20 protein-coding genes and 1 rRNA gene are annotated in these 23,961 nt (G+C 52.5%); 9 read left to right on the top strand and 12 right to left on the bottom strand.

The features are described 5' to 3' along the window. Positions 1-176 precede the first annotated feature (176 nt). Positions 177-292, top strand: a 5S ribosomal RNA gene (gene rrf, locus FEK46_RS20050). 126 nt (positions 293-418) lie between these two features. Here the strand turns inward: rrf and FEK46_RS20045 are convergent. Further along, positions 419-862 carry an acetyltransferase gene (locus FEK46_RS20045; RefSeq protein ID WP_130205741.1) on the bottom strand — a complete coding sequence of 148 codons (444 nt, stop codon included), beginning with the start codon at positions 860-862 and terminating at the stop codon, positions 419-421. A 156-nt stretch (positions 863-1,018) separates the two neighbouring features. Here FEK46_RS20045 and metA point away from each other — a divergent pair, with 156 nt between their 5' ends. From metA to aceK, 4 genes are all read left to right on the top strand, one after another. After that, positions 1,019-1,948 carry a homoserine O-succinyltransferase gene (gene metA / locus FEK46_RS20040; protein WP_130205743.1) on the top strand — a complete coding sequence of 310 codons (930 nt, stop codon included), beginning with the start codon at positions 1,019-1,021 and terminating at the stop codon, positions 1,946-1,948. Positions 1,949-2,216: 268 nt separating this feature from the next. Further along, positions 2,217-3,818: a malate synthase A gene (gene aceB / locus FEK46_RS20035; RefSeq protein ID WP_135560247.1), complete on the top strand. Its 1,602-nt coding sequence runs from the start codon at positions 2,217-2,219 to the stop codon at positions 3,816-3,818. Positions 3,819-3,847: 29 nt separating this feature from the next. After that, positions 3,848-5,152 carry an isocitrate lyase gene (aceA, locus tag FEK46_RS20030; RefSeq protein ID WP_000857847.1) on the top strand — a complete coding sequence of 435 codons (1,305 nt, stop codon included), beginning with the start codon at positions 3,848-3,850 and terminating at the stop codon, positions 5,150-5,152. Between the two features lie 305 nt (positions 5,153-5,457). After that, positions 5,458-7,182, top strand: coding sequence for a bifunctional isocitrate dehydrogenase kinase/phosphatase (gene aceK / locus FEK46_RS20025; protein ID WP_135560246.1), 1,725 nt, complete (start codon positions 5,458-5,460; stop codon positions 7,180-7,182). Positions 7,183-7,197: 15 nt separating this feature from the next. Here the strand turns inward: aceK and iclR are convergent, their stop codons facing one another. Next, entirely contained in the window at positions 7,198-8,022 is an 825-nt protein-coding gene (iclR, locus tag FEK46_RS20020) for a glyoxylate bypass operon transcriptional repressor IclR (protein ID WP_000226403.1), read from the bottom strand. A gap of 199 nt (positions 8,023-8,221) precedes the next feature. On the opposite strand from iclR, the gene metH reads away from it, so the two are divergent. Beyond that, the gene (metH, locus tag FEK46_RS20015) at positions 8,222-11,905 is read left to right on the top strand and encodes a methionine synthase (RefSeq protein WP_135560245.1); all 3,684 of its coding nucleotides are present in this window, start codon (positions 8,222-8,224) and stop codon (positions 11,903-11,905) included. A gap of 219 nt (positions 11,906-12,124) precedes the next feature. Then, on the top strand, positions 12,125-13,756 hold the full coding sequence (locus FEK46_RS20010) for a Na/Pi cotransporter family protein (RefSeq protein WP_130205749.1): 1,632 nt from the start codon (positions 12,125-12,127) through the stop codon (positions 13,754-13,756). A 76-nt stretch (positions 13,757-13,832) separates the two neighbouring features. On the opposite strand, the gene pepE is transcribed toward FEK46_RS20010, so the two are convergent. From pepE to FEK46_RS19965, 9 genes are all read right to left on the bottom strand, one after another. Continuing rightward, the gene (pepE, locus tag FEK46_RS20005; protein WP_133142544.1) at positions 13,833-14,522 is read right to left on the bottom strand and encodes a dipeptidase PepE; all 690 of its coding nucleotides are present in this window, start codon (positions 14,520-14,522) and stop codon (positions 13,833-13,835) included. A gap of 305 nt (positions 14,523-14,827) precedes the next feature. Further along, positions 14,828-15,640 carry a shikimate 5-dehydrogenase gene (locus FEK46_RS20000; protein ID WP_135560244.1) on the bottom strand — a complete coding sequence of 271 codons (813 nt, stop codon included), beginning with the start codon at positions 15,638-15,640 and terminating at the stop codon, positions 14,828-14,830. Further along, the gene (gene sorE, locus FEK46_RS19995) at positions 15,633-16,862 is read right to left on the bottom strand and encodes an L-sorbose 1-phosphate reductase (RefSeq protein ID WP_135560243.1); all 1,230 of its coding nucleotides are present in this window, start codon (positions 16,860-16,862) and stop codon (positions 15,633-15,635) included. The genes FEK46_RS20000 and sorE overlap by 8 nt, the downstream gene beginning before the upstream one ends. Before the next feature lie 51 nt (positions 16,863-16,913). After that, positions 16,914-17,738, bottom strand: coding sequence for a PTS system mannose/fructose/sorbose family transporter subunit IID (locus FEK46_RS19990; protein ID WP_130205755.1), 825 nt, complete (start codon positions 17,736-17,738; stop codon positions 16,914-16,916). Between the two features lie 10 nt (positions 17,739-17,748). Continuing rightward, on the bottom strand, positions 17,749-18,546 hold the full coding sequence (locus FEK46_RS19985) for a PTS mannose/fructose/sorbose transporter subunit IIC (RefSeq protein WP_135560242.1): 798 nt from the start codon (positions 18,544-18,546) through the stop codon (positions 17,749-17,751). A 65-nt stretch (positions 18,547-18,611) separates the two neighbouring features. Then, positions 18,612-19,106, bottom strand: a complete 495-nt coding sequence (locus FEK46_RS19980; RefSeq protein ID WP_130205757.1) for a PTS system mannose/fructose/N-acetylgalactosamine-transporter subunit IIB — start codon at positions 19,104-19,106, stop codon at positions 18,612-18,614. Next, positions 19,106-19,513: a mannose/fructose/sorbose PTS transporter subunit IIA gene (locus FEK46_RS19975; RefSeq protein WP_131162353.1), complete on the bottom strand. Its 408-nt coding sequence runs from the start codon at positions 19,511-19,513 to the stop codon at positions 19,106-19,108. The genes FEK46_RS19980 and FEK46_RS19975 overlap by 1 nt, the downstream gene beginning before the upstream one ends. Before the next feature lie 9 nt (positions 19,514-19,522). After that, the gene (locus tag FEK46_RS19970) at positions 19,523-20,329 is read right to left on the bottom strand and encodes an SDR family oxidoreductase (protein WP_001195410.1); all 807 of its coding nucleotides are present in this window, start codon (positions 20,327-20,329) and stop codon (positions 19,523-19,525) included. Positions 20,330-20,399: 70 nt separating this feature from the next. Continuing rightward, entirely contained in the window at positions 20,400-21,347 is a 948-nt protein-coding gene (locus tag FEK46_RS19965; RefSeq protein ID WP_135490099.1) for a sugar-binding transcriptional regulator, read from the bottom strand. 348 nt (positions 21,348-21,695) lie between these two features. On the opposite strand from FEK46_RS19965, the gene rluF reads away from it, so the two are divergent. After that, entirely contained in the window at positions 21,696-22,568 is an 873-nt protein-coding gene (rluF, locus tag FEK46_RS19960; RefSeq protein ID WP_130218604.1) for a 23S rRNA pseudouridine(2604) synthase RluF, read from the top strand. Here the strand turns inward: rluF and FEK46_RS19955 are convergent, their stop codons facing one another. Then, positions 22,569-22,841 carry a DUF3811 domain-containing protein gene (locus FEK46_RS19955; protein WP_001207629.1) on the bottom strand — a complete coding sequence of 91 codons (273 nt, stop codon included), beginning with the start codon at positions 22,839-22,841 and terminating at the stop codon, positions 22,569-22,571. Between the two features lie 303 nt (positions 22,842-23,144). Between FEK46_RS19955 and FEK46_RS19950 the strand changes: the two genes are divergently transcribed. Beyond that, positions 23,145-23,933: a nucleotidyltransferase domain-containing protein gene (locus FEK46_RS19950; RefSeq protein WP_135495171.1), complete on the top strand. Its 789-nt coding sequence runs from the start codon at positions 23,145-23,147 to the stop codon at positions 23,931-23,933. Positions 23,934-23,961 lie beyond the last annotated feature (28 nt).

Raw genomic sequence — 23,961 nt, 5'->3', positions numbered from 1 at the left:
ATGTTTTGGCGGATTGAGAGATTTTCAGCTTAGATTCAGAGTCCGAAGGATTTTGCGCTGAGACAAGGCGGCAAATGAAGCGAAGGAGGGAGCATACTGAAGTATGTGACTGACTTTCGTGAATGCAGCCGACGCAGTATCAGCCCAAAAGACACAGGACAGAGCACAGGAATTTGCCTGGCGGCACTAGCGCGGTGGTCCCACCTGACCCCATGCCGAACTCAGAAGTGAAACGCCGTAGCGCCGATGGTAGTGTGGGGTCTCCCCATGCGAGAGTAGGGAACTGCCAGGCATCAAATAAAGCGAAAGGCCATCCGTCAGGATGGCCTTTTTGCGTTGATGCAGAAAAAAAAGCCGGATGCGGCGCTGGTGCGTCTTATTCGTCCTACGCAGGGTTACGGTAGGGGGCAACAGCGCATTATTCCCCCACATACGCCAGATTCAGCAACGGATACGGTTTCCCCAAATCGTCCACCTCAGAGCGCCCTGTAACCTTAAAGCCCATCTTCTTATAGAACCCAACCGCCTGCTCATTTTGCTCATTAACGTTGGTTGTCAGTTCCGGTGCCATCGAGAGCGCATGCTCCACCAGCATCCGACCCACGCCGCAGCCGCGCACATCAGGATCGATAAACAGCGCATCCATATGCTGCCCACTTAATAACATAAACCCAACCGGCTGATCCCGCTCATTAACCGCGACCCACAACGGTGCTTCCGGCAGAAAGGAACGCACCAGCTCTTCCAATTCGGCCCTATACTCTGCTGATAAAAAATCGTGGGTGGCATCGACAGAACGACACCAAATCGCAACGAGTTCCTCCCCTTCCTCATGCCGTGAGCGGCGAATACTAATAACCATTTTCTCTCCTTTTAGTCATTCTTATATTCTAACGTAGCCTTTTCCTTGAAACTTTCTCACCTTCAACATGCAAGCTCGACATTGGTAAATTTTCTGGTTATCTTCAGCTACCTGGATGTCTAAACGTATAAGCGTATGTAGTGAGGTAATCAGGTTATGCCGATTCGTGTGCCGGACGAGCTACCCGCCGTCAATTTCTTGCGTGAAGAAAACGTTTTTGTGATGACAACTTCTCGCGCGTCTGGTCAGGAAATTCGTCCGCTAAAGGTGCTTATCCTTAACCTGATGCCGAAGAAGATCGAAACTGAAAATCAGTTCTTACGCCTGCTTTCAAACTCACCTTTGCAGGTCGATATTCAGCTGTTGCGCATCGATTCCCGTGAATCGCGCAACACGCCCGCAGAGCATCTGAACAACTTCTACTGTAACTTTGAAGATATTCAGGAACAGAACTTTGACGGTCTGATTGTCACGGGTGCGCCGCTGGGTTTGGTGGAGTTTAATGACGTCGCTTACTGGCCACAGATCAAACAGGTGCTGGAGTGGTCGAAAGATCACGTCACCTCGACGCTGTTTGTCTGCTGGGCTGTACAGGCCGCGCTCAATATCCTCTACGGCATTCCTAAGCAAACCCGCACCGACAAACTCTCTGGCGTTTACGAGCATCATATTCTCCATCCTCATGCGCTTCTGACGCGTGGCTTTGATGATTCATTTCTGGCACCACATTCGCGCTATGCTGACTTTCCGGCAGCGTTGATTCGTGATTATACCGATCTGGAAATTCTGGCGGAGACAGAAGAAGGGGATGCATATCTGTTTGCCAGTAAAGATAAGCGCATTGCCTTTGTGACGGGCCATCCCGAATATGATGCGCAAACGCTGGCGCAGGAATATTTCCGCGATGTGGAAGCCGGACTAAACCCGGATGTACCGTATAATTATTTCCCGCACAACGATCCGCAAAACAAACCGCGAGCGAGCTGGCGCAGTCATGGCAATTTGCTGTTTACCAACTGGCTCAACTATTACGTCTACCAGATCACGCCATACGATCTACGCCGTATGAATCCTACACTGGATTAATCTTCTGTGGCGGTCGATCGTTAAGCGATTCAGCACTTTACCTCAGGCACCTTCGGGTGCCTTTTTTATTTCCGAAACACACCTCAGCAAGTGAATAAATTTTATTCATATTGTTATCAATAAGTTATCATATATTTTTATTTAAAATGGAAATTGTTTTTGATTTTGCATTTTAAATGAGTAGTCTTAGTTGTGCTGAACGAAAAGCACACAACGATCCTTCGTTCACAGTGGGGAAGTTTTCGGATCCATGACGAGGAGCTGCACGATGACTGAACAGGCAACAACAACCGATGAACTGGCTTTCACAAGGCCGTATGGCGAGCAGGAGAAGCAAGTTCTCACTGCCGAGGCGGTAGAATTTCTGACTGAGCTGGTGACGCATTTTACGCCACAACGCAATAAACTTCTGGCAGCGCGTATTCAGCAGCAGCAAGATATCGATAACGGAACGTTGCCTGATTTTATTTCGGAAATAGCTTCCATTCGTGATGCAGACTGGAAAATTCGCGGGATTCCTGCGGACTTACAAGATCGTCGAGTCGAGATAACTGGCCCGGTTGAGCGCAAGATGGTGATCAACGCACTCAACGCCAATGTGAAAGTCTTTATGGCCGATTTCGAAGATTCACTGGCACCAGACTGGAACAAAGTGATCGATGGGCAAATTAACCTGCGCGATGCGGTTAACGGCACCATCAGTTACACCAACGAAGCAGGCAAAATCTATCAGCTCAAGCCAAATCCCGCGGTGTTGATTTGCCGGGTACGCGGTCTGCACTTGCCGGAAAAACATGTCACCTGGCGCGGCGAAGCGATTCCTGGCAGCCTGTTTGATTTTGCGCTCTATTTCTTTCACAACTACCAGGCACTGTTGGCAAAAGGCAGCGGCCCCTATTTCTATCTGCCGAAAACCCAGTCCTGGCAGGAAGCGGCCTGGTGGAGCGAGGTTTTCTGCTATGCAGAAGATCGCTTTAACCTGCCGCGCGGAACTATCAAGGCGACGTTGCTGATTGAAACGCTGCCTGCCGTGTTCCAGATGGACGAAATCCTTCACGCGCTGCGTGACCATATTGTTGGTCTGAACTGCGGTCGCTGGGATTACATCTTCAGCTATATCAAAACGTTGAAAAACTATCCCGATCGCGTCCTGCCAGACAGACAGGCAGTCACGATGGATAAACCCTTCCTGAATGCTTACTCACGCCTGTTGATTAAAACCTGCCATAAACGCGGTGCTTTTGCGATGGGCGGCATGGCGGCGTTTATTCCGAGCAAAGATGAAGAGCGCAATAATCAGGTGCTCAACAAAGTAAAAGCGGATAAAGCGCTGGAAGCCAATAACGGTCACGATGGCACGTGGATCGCACATCCTGGCCTTGCTGACACGGCAATGGCGGTATTCAACGACATTTTCGGCTCCTGCAAAAACCAGCTTGACGTAATGCGCGAACAAGACGCGCCGATTACTGCCGATCAGCTGCTGGCACCTTGTGATGGTGAACGCACCGAAGAAGGTATGCGCGCCAACATTCGCGTGGCTGTGCAGTACATCGAAGCATGGATCTCCGGCAACGGCTGCGTGCCGATTTATGGCCTGATGGAAGATGCGGCGACGGCTGAAATTTCCCGTACCTCGATCTGGCAGTGGATCCATCATCAAAAAACGTTGAGCAATGGCAAACCGGTGACCAAAGCCTTGTTCCGCCAGATGCTGGGCGAAGAGATGAAAGTCATTGCCAGCGAACTGGGCGAAGAGCGTTTCTCCCAGGGGCGTTTCGACGATGCCGCACGCCTGATGGAACAGATCACCACTTCTGATGAGTTAATTGATTTCCTGACCCTGCCAGGCTACCGCCTGTTAGCGTAAACCACCACATAACTATGGAGCATCTGCACATGAAAACCCGTACACAACAAATTGAAGAATTACAGAAAGAGTGGACTCAACCGCGTTGGGAAGGCATTACTCGCCCATACAGCGCGGAAGATGTGGTGAAATTACGCGGTTCAGTCAATCCTGAATGCACGCTGGCGCAACTGGGCGCGGCGAAAATGTGGCGTCTGCTGCATGGCGAGTCGAAAAAAGGCTACATCAACAGCCTCGGTGCACTGACTGGCGGTCAGGCGCTGCAACAGGCGAAAGCGGGCATTGAAGCGGTCTACCTGTCTGGCTGGCAGGTTGCGGCAGATGCTAACCTGGCGGCCAGCATGTATCCGGATCAGTCGCTCTATCCGGCGAACTCGGTTCCTGCCGTAGTGGAGCGGATCAACAATACTTTCCGCCGTGCGGATCAGATCCAGTGGTCCGCGGGCATTGAGCCGGGCGATCCGCGCTATGTCGATTACTTCCTGCCGATCGTTGCTGATGCGGAAGCCGGTTTTGGCGGTGTCCTGAATGCCTTTGAACTGATGAAAGCGATGATTGAAGCCGGTGCAGCGGCAGTTCACTTCGAAGATCAGCTGGCGTCAGTGAAGAAATGCGGTCACATGGGCGGCAAAGTTTTGGTGCCAACTCAGGAAGCTATTCAGAAACTGGTCGCGGCGCGTCTGGCAGCTGACGTGACGGGCGTTCCAACCCTGCTGGTTGCACGTACCGATGCTGATGCGGCGGATCTGATCACCTCCGATTGCGACCCGTATGATAGCGAATTTATTACCGGCGAGCGCACCAACGAAGGTTTCTTCCGTACTCATGCAGGTATTGAACAAGCGATCAGCCGCGGCCTGGCGTATGCGCCGTATGCTGACCTGGTATGGTGTGAAACCTCCACGCCGGATCTGGAACTGGCGCGTCGCTTTGCGGAAGCCATCCACGCGAAATATCCGGGCAAACTGCTGGCTTATAACTGCTCGCCGTCGTTCAACTGGCAGAAAAACCTCGACGACAAAACTATTGCCAGCTTCCAGCAGCAGCTGTCGGATATGGGTTACAAGTTCCAGTTCATCACCCTGGCAGGCATCCACAGCATGTGGTTCAACATGTTCGACCTGGCAAACGCCTATGCCCAGGGCGAGGGTATGAAGCACTATGTTGAAAAAGTGCAGCAGCCGGAATTCGCTGCCGCGAAAGATGGCTACACCTTCGTTTCTCACCAGCAGGAAGTGGGTACAGGTTATTTCGATAAAGTGACGACCATTATTCAGGGCGGTACGTCTTCAGTTACCGCGCTGACCGGCTCCACCGAAGAATCGCAGTTCTAACAACCGATAAACGTTGCTAACTGTAGGCCGGATAAGGCGTTCACGCCGCATCCGGCAATGAGCGCCTGATGCGACGCTTACGCGTCTTATCATGCCTACAAATGTTGCTGACCGTAGGCCGGATAAGGCGTTCACGCCGCATCCAGCAATCAACGCCTGATGCGACGCTTGCGCGTCTTATCATGCCTACAAATGTTGCTGACCGTAGGCCGGATAAGGCGTTCACGCCGCATCCGGCAACGAGCATCTGATGCGACGCTTGCGCGTCTTATCCGGCAATTCTCTGCTCCCGACGAGGACAACAAATGCCGCGTGGCCTGGAATTACTGATTGCACAAACCATTTTGCAAGGTTTCGACGCTCAGTATGGTCGATTCCTCGAAGTGACTTCCGGGGCGCAGCAGCGTTTCGAGCAAGCCGACTGGCACGCTGTCCAGCAGGCGATGAAAAACCGTATCCATCTTTATGATCATCATGTTGGTCTGGTGGTGGAACAGCTGCGCTGTATCACTAACGGCCAAAGCACGGACGCGGAATTTTTACTGCGCGTCAAAGAGCATTACACCCGGCTGTTGCCGGATTACCCGCGCTTCGAGATTGCGGAGAGCTTTTTTAACTCTGTGTACTGTCGGTTATTTGACCACCGCTCGCTGACTCCCGAGCGGCTTTTTATCTTTAGCTCCCAGCCAGAGCGTCGCTTTCGTACCATTCCGCGCCCGCTGGCAAAAGACTTTTATCCCGATCACGGCTGGGAAGCGCTGTTAATGCGTGTCCTCAGCGACCTGCCGCTGCGTCTGCGCTGGCAGAATAAAAGCCGTGACATTCATTACATCATTCGCCATCTGACCGAAACGCTGGGGACAGACAACCTCGCGGAAAGTCATTTACAGGTGGCGAACGAACTGTTTTACCGCAATAAAGCCGCCTGGCTGGTGGGCAAACTGATCACGCCTTCCGGCACGTTGCCCTTTTTGCTGCCTATCCACCAGGCGGACGACGGCGAGCTGTTTATTGATACCTGCCTGACGACGACCGCCGAAGTGAGCATCGTCTTTGGCTTCGCGCGTTCATATTTTATGGTTTACGCGCCGCTACCTGCCGCACTGGTCGAGTGGTTACGGGAAATTCTACCGGGCAAAACGACCGCAGAACTGTATATGGCCATCGGCTGCCAGAAGCACGCCAAAACTGAAAGTTACCGTGAATATCTGATTTATCTGCAAGGCTGTAATGAGCAATTTATTGAAGCGCCGGGCATTCGTGGAATGGTGATGCTGGTGTTCACGCTGCCGGGCTTTGATCGGGTATTCAAAGTGATTAAAGACAAGTTCGCGCCGCAGAAAGAGATGTCTGCCGCTCACGTTCGCGCCTGCTATCAGTTGGTTAAAGAGCACGATCGTGTAGGTCGAATGGCGGACACCCAGGAGTTTGAAAACTTTGTGCTGGAGAAGCGGCATATTTCCCCGGCATTAATGGAATTACTGCTCCAGGAAGCGCCGGAAAAAATCACCGATCTCGGCGAACAGATTGTGATTCGCCATCTCTACATCGAACGGCGGATGGTGCCGCTCAATATCTGGCTGGAACAGGTTGAGGGCCAACAGCTGCGCGACGCTATTGAAGAGTACGGCAACGCTATTCGCCAGCTTGCCGCCGCCAATATCTTCCCCGGCGACATGCTATTTAAAAACTTTGGTGTCACCCGTCACGGGCGCGTGGTGTTTTATGATTACGATGAAATTTGCTACATGACGGAAGTGAATTTCCGCGACATCCCACCGCCGCGCTACCCGGAAGACGAACTTGCCAGTGAGCCGTGGTACAGCGTTTCGCCGGGCGATGTTTTCCCGGAAGAATTCCGCCACTGGCTATGTGCCGACCCGCGCATTGGGCCACTGTTTGAGGAGATGCACGCCGACCTGTTCCGCGCTGATTACTGGCGCGCGCTACAAAAACGCATCCGTGAAGGGCACGTGGAAGATGTTTATGCGTATCGGCGCAGGCAGCGGTTTAGCGTGCGATTCGTATAAATCAGAGACGAAAAGTCATCGCATTCCGCCATACGCCAGCGTCACTTCCTTCGCCGCTTTAATCACCATCGCGCCAAACTCGGTTACGCGGTCGTCGGTAATACGTGAAATCGGCCCGGAAATCGAAATTGCGGCAAATGGTTCGCGGTGCTCATCGAAAATACACGCCGCGAGGCAACGAAGCCCCAACGCATGTTCTTCATCGTCAAATGAATAGCCACGTTTACGCGTCTGGGCGAGGTCCTCTTTTAAATGCACAGGAGACACCAGCGTCGCGTGGGTATAGGCATGTAAGCCTTTGCGATGCAGCAGTTTCGTCACCTGTTCTTCGCTCAGTTGGGCTAAGAAAGCTTTACCGGCACCAGAGGCATGCATCGGTAACTTACCGCCGATAGGGGCTGACATACGCATCAGATGCGTACACTGCACCTGGTCGATAATAATCGCTTCGTGATCGCTTTGATCCAGCACCGCCATATTGACCGTTTCGCCAGACTCTTCCATCAGATTGCGCAGGATAGGGTGAACAATGGCTAACAAATTACGGCTCTGGAGAAAGCTGCTGCCGACCATAAAGGCATGTGCGCCTATCGCCCAGTGTCCAAGTTCGCCAACCTGACGGACGAAACCCTGCTGTTGCATCGTGGTTAGCAGGCGGTGAGTCGTGGAATTAGGCAATCCGGCTTGCTGTGCCAGTTCCGTAAGTGCCACACTGCCATTGGATTCGGCAATCCACTCCAGTAATTTCAGCCCACGCGTTAAAGACTGAACCTGTCCAGTCGCGGGTGCGGTGGCAACGGCGGGTTTTCTGCCGCGTTTTGCGGGAATGGGTGCGACCATGACAGTCTCCTTTTTCTGTATCGTGGAAATCATTTTCATTTTTATTACGGTGTAATGCAATAGTTGCCACACTGATCCGATGAGTTAATGTTGAACAAATCTCATGTTGCGTGGTGGTCGCTTTTACCACTGATGCGTTTATGCCAGTATGGTCTGTTGAATTTTTTTACAGTCTGGGTTGAGCGTGTCGGGAGCGAGTGTGAGCAGCAAAGTTGAACAACTGCGTGCGCAGTTAAATGAACGTATTCTGGTGCTGGACGGCGGTATGGGCACCATGATCCAGAGTTATCGACTGAACGAGGCAGATTTTCGCGGTGAACGCTTTGCCGACTGGCCGTGCGATCTCAAAGGCAACAACGACCTGCTGGTGCTCAGTAAACCGGAAGTGATCGCCGCCATCCACAACGCTTACTTTGAAGCGGGCGCAGATATCATCGAAACCAACACCTTCAACTCCACGACTATTGCGATGGCGGATTACCAGATGGAATCCCTGTCGGCAGAAATTAACTTTGCGGCGGCGAAACTAGCGCGTGCCTGTGCTGATGAGTGGACCGCGCGCACGCCGGAGAAACCACGCTACGTGGCAGGCGTTCTCGGCCCAACCAACCGCACGGCGTCTATATCTCCGGACGTAAACGATCCAGCATTCCGCAACATCACTTTTGACCAGCTGGTGGCGGCTTATCGCGAATCCACCAAAGCATTAGTCGAAGGTGGTGCGGATCTGATTCTGATTGAAACCGTCTTCGACACTCTCAACGCCAAAGCGGCGATTTTTGCGGTGAAAACGGAGTTCGAAGCGCTGGGCGTTGAACTGCCGATTATGATCTCCGGCACCATCACCGACGCCTCCGGGCGCACACTCTCCGGGCAGACCACCGAAGCATTTTACAACTCATTGCGCCACGCCGAAGCGCTGACCTTTGGCCTGAACTGTGCGCTGGGACCCGATGAACTGCGCCAGTACGTGCAGGAGCTGTCTCGGATTGCAGAATGCTACGTCACCGCCCACCCGAACGCCGGGCTGCCCAACGCTTTTGGTGAATACGATCTCGATGCCGACACGATGGCAAAACAGATACGTGAATGGGCGGAAGCGGGGTTCCTCAATATCGTCGGCGGTTGCTGCGGTACCACGCCACGGCATATTGCGGCGATGAGTCGCGCAGTAGAAGGATTAGCGCCGCGCAAACTGCCGGAGATCCCCGTAGCCTGCCGTTTGTCCGGTCTGGAGCCGCTGAACATTGGCGATGACAGCCTGTTTGTTAACGTCGGTGAGCGGACTAACGTCACCGGTTCTGCCAAATTCAAACGCCTGATTAAAGAAGAGAAATACAGCGAGGCGCTGGATGTGGCGCGCCAGCAGGTGGAAAACGGCGCGCAGATTATCGATATCAACATGGATGAAGGGATGCTCGACGCCGAAGCGGCGATGGTGCGTTTCCTCAGCCTGATTGCCGGTGAACCGGATATCGCCCGTGTGCCGATTATGATCGACTCCTCAAAATGGGACGTCATTGAAAAAGGTCTGAAGTGTATTCAGGGCAAAGGCATTGTTAACTCTATCTCGATGAAAGAGGGCGTCGACGCCTTTATCCATCATGCGAAACTGTTGCGTCGTTACGGTGCAGCGGTGGTGGTAATGGCCTTTGACGAACAGGGCCAGGCCGATACCCGTGCACGGAAAATCGAAATTTGCCGTCGGGCGTACAAAATACTCACCGAGGAAGTCGGCTTCCCGGCGGAAGACATCATCTTTGATCCGAACATCTTCGCGGTCGCAACTGGCATTGAAGAACACAACAACTACGCGCAGGACTTTATCGGCGCGTGTGAAGACATCAAACGCGAGCTGCCCCATGCGCTGATCTCCGGCGGCGTCTCTAACGTCTCGTTCTCGTTCCGTGGTAACGATCCGGTGCGCGAAGCTATTCACGCGGTGTTCCTCTACTACGCCATTCGTAACGGTATGGATATGGGGATCGTCAACGCCGGGCAACTGGCGATTTACGACGACCTGCCCGCCGAACTGCGCGACGCGGTGGAAGATGTGATCCTTAACCGTCGCGACGATGGCACCGAGCGTTTACTGGAACTTGCCGAGAAATATCGCGGCAGCAAAACCGACGATACCGCTAACGCTCAGCAGGCGGAGTGGCGCTCGTGGGACGTGAATAAACGTCTGGAATACTCGCTGGTCAAAGGCATTACCGAGTTTATCGAACAGGACACCGAAGAAGCCCGCCAGCAGGCCGAGCGCCCCATTCAGGTGATTGAAGGCCCGCTGATGGACGGCATGAACGTGGTCGGCGACCTGTTTGGCGAGGGCAAAATGTTCCTGCCGCAGGTGGTGAAATCGGCGCGCGTCATGAAGCAGGCGGTGGCGTATCTCGAACCGTTTATCGAAGCCAGCAAAGAGCAGGGCAAAACCAACGGCAAGATGGTGATCGCCACCGTGAAGGGCGATGTGCACGATATCGGTAAAAATATCGTTGGCGTGGTGCTGCAATGCAACAACTATGAAATCGTCGATCTCGGCGTGATGGTGCCTGCGGAAAAAATCCTCCGTACCGCCAGAGAAGTGAATGCCGATTTGATTGGCCTTTCGGGATTGATCACTCCATCGCTGGACGAAATGGTCAACGTGGCGAAAGAGATGGAGCGTCAGGGCTTCACCATTCCGCTACTGATTGGCGGTGCGACCACCTCAAAAGCGCACACAGCGGTGAAAATCGAGCAAAACTACAGCGGCCCGACGGTGTATGTTCAGAACGCCTCGCGCACCGTTGGCGTCGTGGCGGCGCTGCTTTCCGACACTCAGCGTGATGACTTTGTCGCTCGTACCCGCAAGGAGTACGAAACCGTGCGTATTCAGCACGGGCGCAAGAAACCGCGCACACCGCCAGTTACGCTGGAAGCGGCGCGCGATAACGATTTCGCTTTTGACTGGGAAAGCTACACACCGCCGGTAGCGCACCGTCTCGGTGTGCAGGAAGTTGAAGCCAGCATCGAAACGCTGCGTAATTACATCGACTGGACGCCGTTCTTTATGACCTGGTCGCTGGCCGGGAAGTATCCGCGCATTCTGGAAGATGAAGTGGTAGGCGTTGAGGCGAAGCGGCTGTTTAAAGACGCCAACGACATGTTGGATAAATTAAGCGCCGAGAAAACGCTGAATCCGCGTGGCGTGGTGGGCCTGTTCCCGGCAAACCGTGTGGGCGATGACATTGAAATCTACCGTGACGAAACGCGTACACATGTGATCAACGTCAGCCACCATCTGCGTCAACAGACCGAAAAAACCGGCTTCGCCAACTACTGTCTCGCTGACTTCGTGGCGCCGAAGCTTTCTGGTAAAGCAGATTACATCGGCGCATTTGCCGTGACTGGTGGGTTGGAAGAAGACGCACTGGCTGATGCGTTCGAAGCGCAGCACGATGATTACAACAAAATCATGGTGAAAGCCCTTGCTGACCGTCTGGCGGAAGCCTTTGCGGAATATCTCCATGAGCGCGTGCGTAAAGTTTACTGGGGCTATGCGCCGAACGAGAACCTCAGCAACGAAGAGCTGATCCGCGAAAACTACCAGGGCATCCGTCCGGCACCGGGCTATCCGGCCTGCCCGGAACATACGGAAAAAGCCACCATCTGGGAGCTGCTGGAAGTGGAAAAACACACTGGCATGAAACTCACGGAATCTTTCGCGATGTGGCCCGGTGCATCGGTTTCGGGTTGGTACTTCAGCCATCCGGACAGCAAGTACTATGCCGTGGCGCAGATTCAACGCGATCAGGTCGAAGACTATGCCCGTCGTAAAGGTATGAGCGTTACCGAAGTTGAGCGCTGGCTGGCGCCGAATCTGGGGTATGACGCGGACTGATTCACAAATATGTCACTTTTCCTTACAACAAACAGGGCACTCAATGGGTGCCCTGTCTCTTTATTAATATGAAACACTTATACTGGAATCAGGCTGGAATAATCTTAGCCGGAAAAACGAATGTCAAAAGGCACAGTAAAGATGCCAGCCAGCGTGTTTCCGGTCCTTTGGTCATTCAATTGCTTCAGGAACATATAACGATAAGGAGAACCTGAACTCGTGTTAACGCTGCTTCACCTGCTTTCTGCCGTCGCCCTGTTGGTCTGGGGGACGCATATTGTTCGAACAGGCGTAATGCGCGTCTTCGGCGCACGCCTGCGTACAGTCCTTAGCCGGAGCGTCGAAAAGAAGCCGCTCGCCTTTTGCGCGGGGATCGGCGTTACCGCACTGGTACAGAGTAGTAATGCCACCACCATGCTGGTGACCTCGTTTGTCGCCCAGGATCTGGTTGCTCTCGCGCCCGCGCTGGTGATTGTGCTGGGGGCTGATGTCGGGACGGCGCTAATGGCGCGGGTCCTCACCTTCGATTTATCCTGGTTGTCACCGCTGCTCATTTTTATCGGCGTTATTTTTTTCCTCGGACGCAAACAGTCACGCGCCGGGCAACTGGGCCGCGTCGGTATTGGTCTTGGGCTGATTTTGCTGGCGCTGGAGTTGATTGTGCAGGCCGTAACGCCGATCACCCAGGCAAACGGCGTTCAGGTGATCTTTGCTTCGTTGACTGGCGATATTCTGCTGGATGCGCTGATTGGCGCGATGTTCGCCGTTATCAGCTACTCCAGCCTTGCAGCTGTATTGCTGACCGCTACTTTGACCGCCGCAGGCATTATCTCCTTCCCGGTGGCGCTCTGTCTGGTAATCGGAGCCAACCTCGGTTCCGGCCTGCTGGCGATGCTCAACAATAGTGCCGCCAATGCCGCTGCTCGCCGTGTTGCGATGGGGAGCTTGTTGTTTAAGCTGGTGGGGAGCTTGATTATCCTGCCATTTGTCCATGTTCTGGCTGAATCAATGGATAAACTGCCTTTGCCAAAAGCGGAACTGGTTATCTATTTCCACGTCTTCTACAACCTCGTTCGTTGCCTGGTCATGCTGCCGTTTGTCGATCCAATGGCGCGATTTTGCAAAACGATTATTCGCGATGAACCTGAGTTGGATGCCCATCTGAAACCAAAACATCTGGACGTTAGTGCGCTGGATACTCCGACTCTTGCTCTGGCGAATGCCGCCCGTGAAACACTGCGTATCGGTGACGCGATGGAACAGATGATGGAAGGGCTGAATAAAGTGATGCACGGTGAACCGCGTGAAGAGAAGGAGTTGCGCAAGCTGGCGGATGATATCAACGTCCTCTACACCGCGATTAAACTTTATTTGGCGAGGATGCCAAAAGAAGAGCTGGCGGAAGAAGAGTCGCGCCGCTGGGCAGAGATTATCGAAATGGCTCTCAACCTGGAGCAGGCTTCCGATATCGTCGAGCGCATGGGCAGCGAAATTGCTGACAAATCACTGGCAGCACGGCGGGCATTTTCGCTTGATGGGTTGAAGGAACTGGATGCGCTCTATGAGCAATTGCTCAGTAATTTAAAGCTGGCAATGTCAGTGTTCTTCTCTGGCGATGTCACCAGCGCTCGTCGTTTGCGCCGTAGTAAGCATCGCTTTCGCATTCTTAATCGCCGTTATTCCCATGCTCACGTTGATCGCCTGCATCAGCAAAACGTGCAAAGCATTGAAACCAGTTCGCTGCATTTAGGCTTACTGGGCGATATGCAGCGTCTGAACTCGCTGTTTTGTTCGGTGGCTTACAGTGTGCTGGAACAGCCGGATGAAGATGAGGGACGGGACGAGTATTAATATGCCTGATAAGACGCGTCAAGCGTCGCATCAGGCACTATGTACAAGATGCCGGATCATGCATCCGGCAATTCACTTAAAAACGGTGACCCGCTTCCAGCGGCACCGCTTCCTCACCAGCTTTAAATACATAAGTGGTATTCGGGCCGCCCAGCGTAGCGTGACCTTTACTCACCGTGATCCAGTTACCTTCCGGCAGGCCAATAATGGTCAGTTCTGGCGCGACGACCAGCAGTTCGCGAATACGCTGCTCGCGCGTTTCCCCTTTATGGCCTTCCGGCAGCGCGTTGGTGAAGTGCGGGTTGATTTGCAGCGGGAACAGATTCAGCGCATCGAAACCTTGCGGATCGACAATCGGCATATCGTTGGTGGTACGAATGGTTGGGCAAGCCAGGTTAGCGCCTGCGCTCCAGCCAATATACAGCGCGCCACGTTTAACCACGTCAGTAATTGGTGCCAGCAGCCCGCGCTCGCGGCACTGTTTCAGCAACTGGAAAGTGTTGCCGCCGCCGACAATCACGATCTCAGCATTTTCAATCGCGGCAACAGGATCGGCCACGCTATGAATACCGGTGACAGAAACGCCAAGTGGGGCAAGGACCGCAGCCGTTTTGGCCGTATAATCATCCCAGGTTTGCGTTACGCCAGCGAAAGGAATAAACACCGCTGAACGGCGACCTTGCAACTGTTCAGCAATCAACGGCAGCGCATGTTCCAGCCAGGCTTTACCCGGCAGCGTCGAGTTACTCAATAAAAGCAGTTCCATTACTTCTCCGGTTAGTAAGAAAACACGGAAGGAATGCTACCACTGCAAATTTAACCACTTACTGACGTGGCTCACGATGTCACACATTGTACCAGGCGTTCTGAAGACGGTTAGCAAACAAGGCGCTGAGGCTGATGACAAACGTAAGATTGCCTGATGCGCTACGCTTATCAGGCCTACAAGCTAATCGCAATATCTTGAATTTTCGCGATTTTGTAGGCCGAATAAGGTGTTTGCGCCGCATCCGGCATAAACAACGTGCACTTTGCCACCAATCAGAGCGCCCCTTAATACGCTGATGTTTCTTATCCTTCTCGTGCAAATTGTGCCGCTTCAGTAATCAGCCGCGCATCAGGTCGCACACCGGTATACATCGCGAACTGCTCGACGGCCTGTAAAGCAATCACCTCTGCGCCGCTGATCGTCTGCTTATCAAGCTGCTGCGCCAGACGAATGAGCGGCGTTTCCGGTGGCAATGCCACGACGTCAAAAACGACGCTTGCCGTAGAGATCATTGCCTCGCTGAAGGCCAGCTCATGGCTCTCTTTACCGCCAGCCATGCCAACGGGGGTAACGTTAACCAGAATGTCGCAGTCGATTCCTTCTGGCTGCGGTTGCCACTGGAAGCCATACTGCTTCGCCAGCGCCGGGCCGCTCTCGTGGTTGCGGGCGGCGATGATGACATCGGTAAACCCCGCGTCGCGAAAGGCGGCAATGACCGCTTTGCACATGCCGCCACTGCCGCGAATCATCACGCGTGCGGCGCTATTGAGCTGGTGGTGAATAATCAGGTTTTTCACCGCAATGTAGTCGGTGTTAAACCCGGTCAGCCTGCCGCCGTCATTCACGATGGTATTCACTGAATCAATGATTTTCGCTGACGGATCGATCGCATCGAGAAAGGGCATACAGCTTTCTTTAAACGGCATCGACACGGCACAGCCGCGGATACCTAATGCGCGAACACCTTTCACCGCCGCCTCAATATCCTGGGTGGCGAACGCTTTGTAGATGAAATTCAGCCCCAGCTTTTCATACAGATAATTGTGAAAACGCGTGCCGAAGTTGCCGGGGCGACCGGCCAGCGACATGCACAGTTGAGTATCGCGATTAATCATGGCTGATTGCCTCTGCATGAGTGAGCAGATATTGCTCCGCCTCACCGGACCATACTCCCTGATGACGCGTCAGAATTGCCGCCAGTGCTTGATCCTGAATCTGCGTGAGTGACGTCAGCGGCAGGTCTTTCCCGGTATACACCAGTTTTTTGCCGCCGCCGACGGCAGGTAATTCAAGCGTGGTTTCGCTCGCAGCATTCAGCCCAAGAATATGTGTTACCACTTTTGCGGCCTGCACTTTTTTCTCTTCGATCAATTTGACCGCCGCGCGCATGTCATCGGTATTGCCGCCCGACGTGCCAACGTAATGAGTAAAGGCATAATGCACATCGTAGAAATTAATTGGCGCGCTGAAGTGTTTATCCTGCGGTCCGGCGAAGAAATTCAGACAACCATCTGTCGCCAGCAAGGAAGAGGCGAGAGTCACCAGTCCTTCATTTGGCACAAAGACGAAAATATCATCGAAGCCGTGACCGCCACTCAGTGCCATTAACGTATCAAATGCTGCATCGGCGGCATTGAGATAATGAATCAGTGTTTGCGGTTCTGATGGATAGTGCTGTCGCGCATAACTCAATTTGTTATTGTCGGTATCGGTAATAACGAGTAGCGACGGGTTAACTGGCCCATGCAGCGCATAATCAATCGCTAACAGTCCCATTGGTCCGGTGCCGCCGAGGATCAGTGTGCGCCCTTGCGGGCGAATCCCCATCGTGTGGTTATAACTACCTTCCTGAAGATGATAGTTGGCGTTGAACGCGCCAATCACGCAGGAAAGCGGTTCAACCAGCGAGCCTTCAAAGTAGGTTTCGCCGTCGTATGCCAGCAGGCAATCCTGTTCCATAACCTCATTTGGGATAACCACATGTGTGGCTTCACCACCCACCCACGGGAAAGAGTAACCGGGGCAGTCCGGGCTTTCCGGCAATTGCAGGTTGGCCTGAATCACATAGCGCTGGCCCGGCTGAAATTTGTGCTGCCACTTTTTACCCACGGCCAGAATATCGCCGCAAAATTCATGGCCGATGATGATGGGATTGGTCGCCACATCGTCGGGTACTTTTTTATGGTTTTCACCCAGATTGGCCTCTTTCCAGGAAGAGAGGCACAGGCTGTCGGTGACCACCGTCGCGAGGATTTCATCCTCCTGCATTTCAGGAAGATCAAAGGTTTCCAGGCGTAAATCACGTTTACCATAAAGACGCAGAGCTGTTGTTTTCATAAACCACCTCGTGTTGAACGATGGCCCCGACGGTTGCGCCGGGGCGAAGAATCAGGACAGGAAGCCCAGCGCATTGCCGATAATCCCTAAACCAAACAGGGCGAAAATCAGCCATACCGGGTTAATTTTTTTGTTGAGCAGACGCACCATCAGCAGCGTCAGACCGAGCGCCAGCAAACCAGGGCAAAGTTGGTCGAGAATGTTCTGCACGGTCATGGTGACGGTGGAGCCATCGGCGGCAGGCGTTTGCGAAACTACCAACGGCACGTTGATCGACGTCCATTTGGTGACCAGCACGCCCATCACAAACAGTCCGAGAATCGATGCGCCCTCAGTCAGTTTTTGCAGCAAATTACCGCCCATATCGCTGACGATATTCACGCCTTTACGAAAGCCCAGTTGCAGCCCATACCATTTCATTGCCAGACGTACTGCATTGAAAATAAAGAAGAACAGCAGTGGGCCGAGAATGTTGCCAGAAAGAGCCAGAGATGCGCCGAGCGCGGCGGTAATCGGGCGCAGGGTTCCCCAGACCAGTGGATCGCCAACTCCTGCCAATGGTCCCATCAGACCGACTTTGATGCCGTTAATGGTGCCGTCATCAATTTCTGCACCGTTGGCCCGCGCTTCTTCCATGGCGGCGGTCACGCCGATGACCGGACCACATACGGCTGGCGTGGTATTGAAGAACACCAGGTGTCGCCTGAGCGCCGCAACCTGATCCTCTTTTAATGGGTAGAGTCGCTTGATGGCGGGGATCATGTCGTAGCAAAAGCCCAGCCCATGAATGCGTTCAAAGTTGAAGGACGCCTGTTGCAGGTTGGAGCGCAGAAACATGCTCACCAGATCGCTGCGTGTAATTTTTCTCTGTTCCATGATGGCTCCGTTAATCATCAAGTTGGTCAAGGGCGGTGATAGTGGTGGCCTGGGGATGTGGTTCAGCTTTACGCCACTGTGGATTTAGCTGGATGTAGAGCAGGGCCATGATCACGCCGACGCCACCGAACGCCAGCAGACTGAGATCGAGGTAGCCACCTGCGAGGAAACCGAGGAAAAAGAAAGGCATCAAATATTTCACGCCCATCATGCGAAGCACCATGGCGTAACCGACCACCACGATAAAACCGCCAGCAATCTGCAATCCATGGGTCACAAATTCGGGAATGGCGCTCAGCATATTGCTCACCATATCGGCGCTGACGAACAGCGAGACAATCAGTGCTGGAATCGCAACGCGCAGTGCCTGCACGCCAAGCGCGGAGACATGCAGAATATCGAGAGTGCGAAACCGCGCCTCTTCCGCTGCTTTATCCGCCGCGTGCTGGAACACTACGGTGATGGTGCGGGCAAACACCGTCAGCACCTGGCCTGCCGCAGCCACAGGCAACGCGATGGCGATACCGGTGGCGATGCTTTGCTGACCAACGATAACCAGAATGGCGGAGATTATGCTGGCGAGTGCAGAATCCGGAGATTGTGCCGCGCCGACGTTCATCCAGCCGAGAGCTATCAATTCCAGCGTACCACCGAGCATAATTCCGGTTTTTAAATCACCGAGAATTAAACCAATCACCGTACAGGCAATTAACGGGCGATGAGTCTGAAATTCATCCAGCACGCTGCCCATTCCGGCAATACAGGAAAAAAGAAATATGGCAATGATTTGTAGGGTACTTATTTCCATGATTTGTCACCTTTTAAGTGTCGTCATCCCTGCCTGTTAAAGCATATGTACATAGGCGCTATTATTTAATTTGCGACTAACTGTTCTTTTATTTTGTCGATAATATTGATTGAAGGATCTGACGCTACAACGCGTAAATCCAGCGTGACGCCAAGATTATTTAACTCATGAAATGCGTTAATATCATCGTCATCTAATGAAACTGCTTTGGTTAACTGTTTTTTACCGGGTCGCCAGGCCATGCCGCCAATATTCAGGGTGCCTATTTTTACTCCCTGGCGAACCATCGCTAAGGCATCCTGAGGTCGGGTAAAAAGATAAAATACGGTTTCGTCCTGATATTGTGGGTTGTGATACACCGCGACGGCTTTTTCAATATTGACCACGTTAACTTTCATTCCCGGCGGGGCGGCCTGACGCAATAATGTCCGGCGAACTTCATCGTTATACACCTCGTCATTGCAGATAATAATGCGCTGGGCGTTAGCTACTTTCGACCAGACGGTAGTGACCTGGCCGTGGATTAGGCGGTCATCAATGCGGGCGAGCGTAATGTTCATCAGAAATCCTCCTCTGCCGTTGCCAGTTGTTTCCAGACAACGCAGGTTTGCTTTGCGATTTGCGTCAGGTGTTCACACAGTTCATCAACGTTCATGCTGTCCTGGTTATCGACCAGTTCGAGCGCCAGCGGCAGGGAAAGGCCGCTGATTACCCGCAGGCGCGGATTACGCATCGCAAGCGTTGCCGCCGCGTTCCACGGGCTGCCGCACTGTAAGTCCACGGCGATTAACCACTCGTCATGATTGTGAATACTCACTAACTTTTCCAGCTTTGCCACGATGTCTCCGGCGTTCTCGCCGGGCACAAATTCAACTGCCTCAACATTGGCGTCGCCGTACACCATCTGAACCGATTCCAGCATGGCGCAAGCTAATTTGCCGTGGGCGCAAAAAATGGCATTGACCATAAAGCCTCCTTAGCCGCGCGTTTTGCCGCCGGCAATGTTAGTGGTTACTCCGGTGATATAGCTGGCGCGTTCAGACAGCAGATAACAAACAAAATCAGCCACTTCCGCTAATCTTCCGGCGCGCCCAATAGGAATGGCGTTTTTGGTATAGCCTTCACGCAGCTGTTCGACGGTGATATTGCGCGTCCACGCCAGCGCCTCTTCATATTCCGGCGTGCGCAGCCCGGTTTTTTCCAGAATCCCCGGCGCGATACCGACCACACGGATACCGTGTTTACCCAGCTCTTTCGACCAGGAGCGCGTGAAGCTATTGAGCGCGGCTTTGGTCGCGGCGTAGCAGCTTTGGCCTTCTGAGCCTTCCAGCCCACTTTCCGAGGAGACATTCACAATCACCCCATCATGTTGTTTGACCATCTGTCTCGCCACTGCCTGCGACATCAGAAAAACGCCTTTCTGGTTGATATTGACCATTTTTTCGAATGCGGCTTCGTTGAGTTCATACTGTCCGGCAGGCGCTTTCTCATCGACCAGCAGACGCGGGAAGTTGACCCCGGCGTTATTGACCAGACCGTCGATGCGACCAAAACGCTGAATAATTTCCGCTACCGTATGATTTACCTCTTTGGCGCTGGAAATATCGGTCGGCCAGAACTGATAACCTTTATGACTTTCATATTGACCATCGCCACCGTGAATATCGACCATCTGTACATTCGCGCCTTGTGCTAATAATTCATCCACAATCGCCAGACCAATACCGGATGCGCCACCGGTGACAATAATGATTTTATCCTGCAAATTTAACCACGTTTGCATAACAGACTCCTGATTTTAGGTAATAGAGGCCCGCCGTAATTTTTTATTACGGTAAACATCGGGAAGATTTTTATTTCAGTAATAGTTCAGCTGTGCTGCTATTCGTTACCAGACAATTAATATATTTTCCACGCAGTGCACCAATAATTCCGCTGTATTTTTCTTCACTCATGGCAATGCCAATGGAATAACGTGCCTGCTTTAGTTTATTCATTTCGATAGAGAGTGTTTTCTCGCTCATATTCGTTTCGACCATTGCGCCGTGAATATCAAAAAAGCGTGAGCAAATATCACCGGCAACCTGACGGGCATTCAGGTCGTCACTCTCTTCGCCGCCATAAAATGCATGCCAGTTGGCGCCATCGCGAATAGCCGGTGAGCCAATCCCCACGAGGGCGACATCCAGATTATCCCAGTAGGCTGAGATGGTTTTAAAGTGCTGAGACTGCATGATCCCATTACGAATTAAGGGGTTATCTAGCAGAGCTGGAAAATCCGCGAGCTGCGATTCCCCTTTCAGCTTTGCCGCCGCGCTGTAGGTTAATGTGTTTACGTGATAGCGGCTTTCGAGTTTACCGGACGGGCCGCCAATAATCGGTACGCAAATTAACTGCCGCGATTGCCCCGCCTGCGGCAAGTTTTCAACCAGTGCGCTCACCGCGCGGCCCCAGGAAAAACCAACAATATCACCAGGTTCCAGCAAACGATCTAACAATTGCGCGCCGTGTAACCCCATTACCGCCAACTGAGCGTCTTCCTCTTCATCGCGCCCTGATACCACCACAGCTTCTTTCAGACCAAACTTTTGCTTCAGTTGCTGCTCCAGCCAGAGATTTTCGTTGTAGTCATAGTTGATGGCGATGGTGACAATTCCCTGTTCGCGGCCCCGTTTAAGTAAGCGGCTGATGGTGGTCCGATAAATACCCAGTTCGCGGGCGATTTGCGCCTGCGTCATGTCCTGTTCGTAATAGAGTTGGGCAATCTTCACAATCAAACGGATATCGTCACTGTTTTCCATCGCCGCCTCCTGATTTTGCACATTTGTGCAAATATGCTTTTTAACCGCTTGATCTGATATAACTCCATCATGGTGACCTTTAAAAGCGATTTTTCACTCTTTGTTTGGACTGAAATGGCGCTTTATCTTGCACATTTGTTTCTCTGCGTAGCAGTCATCAGCACAAGTGTGCAGAGATTCGTAATAGGTTGATTATCCTGGTTTTCGCCAGGCAAATTTGCATCGGGCTTCTGGTGACACTTTTGTGATAAAAGGCGCGGCAGATCACATTTAATTTCGACGTTGCCGCATAACCCTGTTTTTCCCCGCTAAGAGGTACGGTATATTCCGCGTTTTACAGGAGAATTTATGCTGCCCGACTCATCAGTCCGTTTAAATAAATACATCAGCGAAAGCGGAATTTGCTCACGCCGCGAAGCGGATCGCTACATCGAGCAAGGCAATGTGTTCCTTAATGGCAAGCGTGCCACCATTGGCGATCAGGTGAAACCCGGCGACGTTGTAAAAGTAAACGGTCAGTTGATTGAGCCACGGGAAGCCGAAGATTTGGTACTTATCGCCCTGAACAAGCCCGTCGGTATTGTCAGCACCACCGAAGATGGCGAGCGCGATAACATTGTCGATTTCGTTAACCACAGCAAACGCGTGTTCCCGATTGGTCGCCTGGATAAAGACTCCCAGGGGCTGATTTTCCTCACCAACCACGGCGATCTGGTGAATAAGATCCTCCGCGCGGGTAACGATCATGAGAAAGAATATCTGGTGACGGTCGATAAACCGATTACCGAGGAGTTTATTCGCGGCATGAGTGCGGGGGTGCCAATCCTCGGGACAGTGACTAAAAAGTGCAAAGTCAAAAAAGAAGCGCCGTTTGTCTTCCGCATTACCCTGGTGCAGGGGCTGAACCGTCAGATCCGTCGCATGTGCGAGCACTTTGGCTACGAAGTGAAAAAGCTGGAACGTACGCGCATTATGAACGTCAGCTTAAGCGGCATTCCGCTGGGAGAATGGCGCGATTTAACCGACGACGAGCTTATCGATCTCTTTAAGCTCATTGAAAATTCCTCTTCCGAGGCGAAGCCCAAAGCGAAGGCCAAACCGAAAACGGCAGGCATCAAACGCCCGGTGGTGAAGGTAGAAAAAACGGCGGAGAAAGGTGGCCGCCCGGCATCAAACGGCAAGCGTTTCGCCTCGCCGGGGCGGAAGAAAAAAGGTCGTTAATCAGCGTTTGCCGCGCGTCGACGTATTTGCCGACCAACTGAATGATGCTTCAGGATCCGGTTTATAAGCCTGCTTTTTCTTCAACTGGCGGGCTTTTTTCGCTTCAGCCTCACGCTCAACCATTAATTTATCGATGTACTCTTTCTTAATGCTGTTGGTTTCGGCGTTGGTCAGCACGCGACCATGTGCAATACGCGCGCGATCCAGCAGCGTCTTCAGTTCGCGCTGTTCACGCTCAGTCATCTCTTTTTGAGTAATACGGGGGAGTGCCATGATGGTGCCCTCTGTTAATCGGATAGTTCAGTGTACGGGAATTTATTTGCAAGCAGAACTGATAAGATTCATTTGCCTTCTCTTTATTTTTATCTGCTTAGATAATTGGCGATAAATACAGATAAAAATTTAACGAAAATAAATGACCGCTAACTTATAAAATTTAATTAATTCTTTGTTATTCAATGCGTTAAAGTTGTAATTTTACTTCTGGCCTGTTTTTCGCAATAACTCTATCTCATTGATAACATCTCTGTTTTCAGTGGTCTTGTTCGGGGTAGTTAATATCAAAGGATGAATCAAATGCCATTAAATGGAGTCAGTGCTGCGATGCGTGAACGGGTATCGCAGCAGTTAAAGGAAATTGAACGTCGCTATGGCGTGAAAGTGCTGTACGCCTGCGAATCGGGGAGTCGCGGCTGGGGATTTGCTTCGCCCGACAGCGATTACGATGTGCGGTTTTTGTATGTTCATCCGCTGGAATGGTATCTGCGGGTAGAGTCACCACGCGATGTTATCGAACTGCCTATCGACGACGAGTTAGATGTTTCCGGTTGGGAATGGCGCAAAGCGCTGGGATTGCTGAAAGGTGCGAACCCGACGCTAATTGAATGGCTGGATTCACCGGTGGTCTATCAACAAGATGAAGAAACGATAACGGCGCTTAAGGCAATGGTCCCAATGTGGTTTTCTCCGTTGCGTGCGCGTTGGCATTATTATTCGATGGCGCGGAAAAATTTTCGCGGTTATTTACAAGGCGACGAAGTGCGGCTGAAAAAATACTTTTATGTGCTGCGTCCGCTGCTGGCCGTGCGCTGGGTCGAAGCGGGAAAAGGCGTACCGCCAATGCGTTTTTCCGAATTGCTGGCGGGAAGTGAGTTGGATGCGGCCTTACGCGCAGAAATAGATGAGTTGCTGGAACGTAAACAGCGTGCGGGTGAAGCGGAATATGGCCCACGCCGTCCATTGCTACATGCGTTTATCCATGCGGAACTGGCGCGTGGGGAAATTCCGCCTGTGTTACCGGATAGTAGGGATGGTGATGCCAGGGAGCTGGATAGGTTGTTGATGGCGACAGTGATGGGAGAATAAATTCGGCCCGGCAAGTATCATCCGGGCC

Origin of the sequence: Escherichia sp. E4736 (genome assembly GCF_005781225.1) — a bacterium.
Taxonomy (GTDB): Bacteria; Pseudomonadota; Gammaproteobacteria; order Enterobacterales; family Enterobacteriaceae; genus Escherichia.
The sequence above is the reverse complement of the archived record's forward strand: the minus strand, read 5'-3'. Positions and strand labels throughout refer to the sequence as shown.

Bases quoted from the DNA above. Each gene is read 5' to 3' on its own strand.
- FEK46_RS20045 (WP_130205741.1), bottom strand. From the start codon at position 862: ATGGTTATTAGTATTCGCCGCTCACGGCATGAGGAAGGGGAGGAACTC.
- metA (WP_130205743.1), top strand. From the start codon at position 1,019: ATGCCGATTCGTGTGCCGGACGAGCTACCCGCCGTCAATTTCTTGCGT.
- aceB (WP_135560247.1), top strand. From the start codon at position 2,217: ATGACTGAACAGGCAACAACAACCGATGAACTGGCTTTCACAAGGCCG.
- aceA (WP_000857847.1), top strand. From the start codon at position 3,848: ATGAAAACCCGTACACAACAAATTGAAGAATTACAGAAAGAGTGGACT.
- aceK (WP_135560246.1), top strand. From the start codon at position 5,458: ATGCCGCGTGGCCTGGAATTACTGATTGCACAAACCATTTTGCAAGGT.
- iclR (WP_000226403.1), bottom strand. From the start codon at position 8,022: ATGGTCGCACCCATTCCCGCAAAACGCGGCAGAAAACCCGCCGTTGCC.
- pepE (WP_133142544.1), bottom strand. From the start codon at position 14,522: ATGGAACTGCTTTTATTGAGTAACTCGACGCTGCCGGGTAAAGCCTGG.
- FEK46_RS20000 (WP_135560244.1), bottom strand. From the start codon at position 15,640: ATGATTAATCGCGATACTCAACTGTGCATGTCGCTGGCCGGTCGCCCC.
- sorE (WP_135560243.1), bottom strand. From the start codon at position 16,862: ATGAAAACAACAGCTCTGCGTCTTTATGGTAAACGTGATTTACGCCTG.
- FEK46_RS19990 (WP_130205755.1), bottom strand. From the start codon at position 17,738: ATGGAACAGAGAAAAATTACACGCAGCGATCTGGTGAGCATGTTTCTG.
- FEK46_RS19985 (WP_135560242.1), bottom strand. From the start codon at position 18,546: ATGGAAATAAGTACCCTACAAATCATTGCCATATTTCTTTTTTCCTGT.
- FEK46_RS19980 (WP_130205757.1), bottom strand. From the start codon at position 19,106: ATGAACATTACGCTCGCCCGCATTGATGACCGCCTAATCCACGGCCAG.
- FEK46_RS19975 (WP_131162353.1), bottom strand. From the start codon at position 19,513: ATGGTCAATGCCATTTTTTGCGCCCACGGCAAATTAGCTTGCGCCATG.
- FEK46_RS19970 (WP_001195410.1), bottom strand. From the start codon at position 20,329: ATGCAAACGTGGTTAAATTTGCAGGATAAAATCATTATTGTCACCGGT.
- FEK46_RS19965 (WP_135490099.1), bottom strand. From the start codon at position 21,347: ATGGAAAACAGTGACGATATCCGTTTGATTGTGAAGATTGCCCAACTC.
- rluF (WP_130218604.1), top strand. From the start codon at position 21,696: ATGCTGCCCGACTCATCAGTCCGTTTAAATAAATACATCAGCGAAAGC.
- FEK46_RS19955 (WP_001207629.1), bottom strand. From the start codon at position 22,841: ATGGCACTCCCCCGTATTACTCAAAAAGAGATGACTGAGCGTGAACAG.
- FEK46_RS19950 (WP_135495171.1), top strand. From the start codon at position 23,145: ATGCCATTAAATGGAGTCAGTGCTGCGATGCGTGAACGGGTATCGCAG.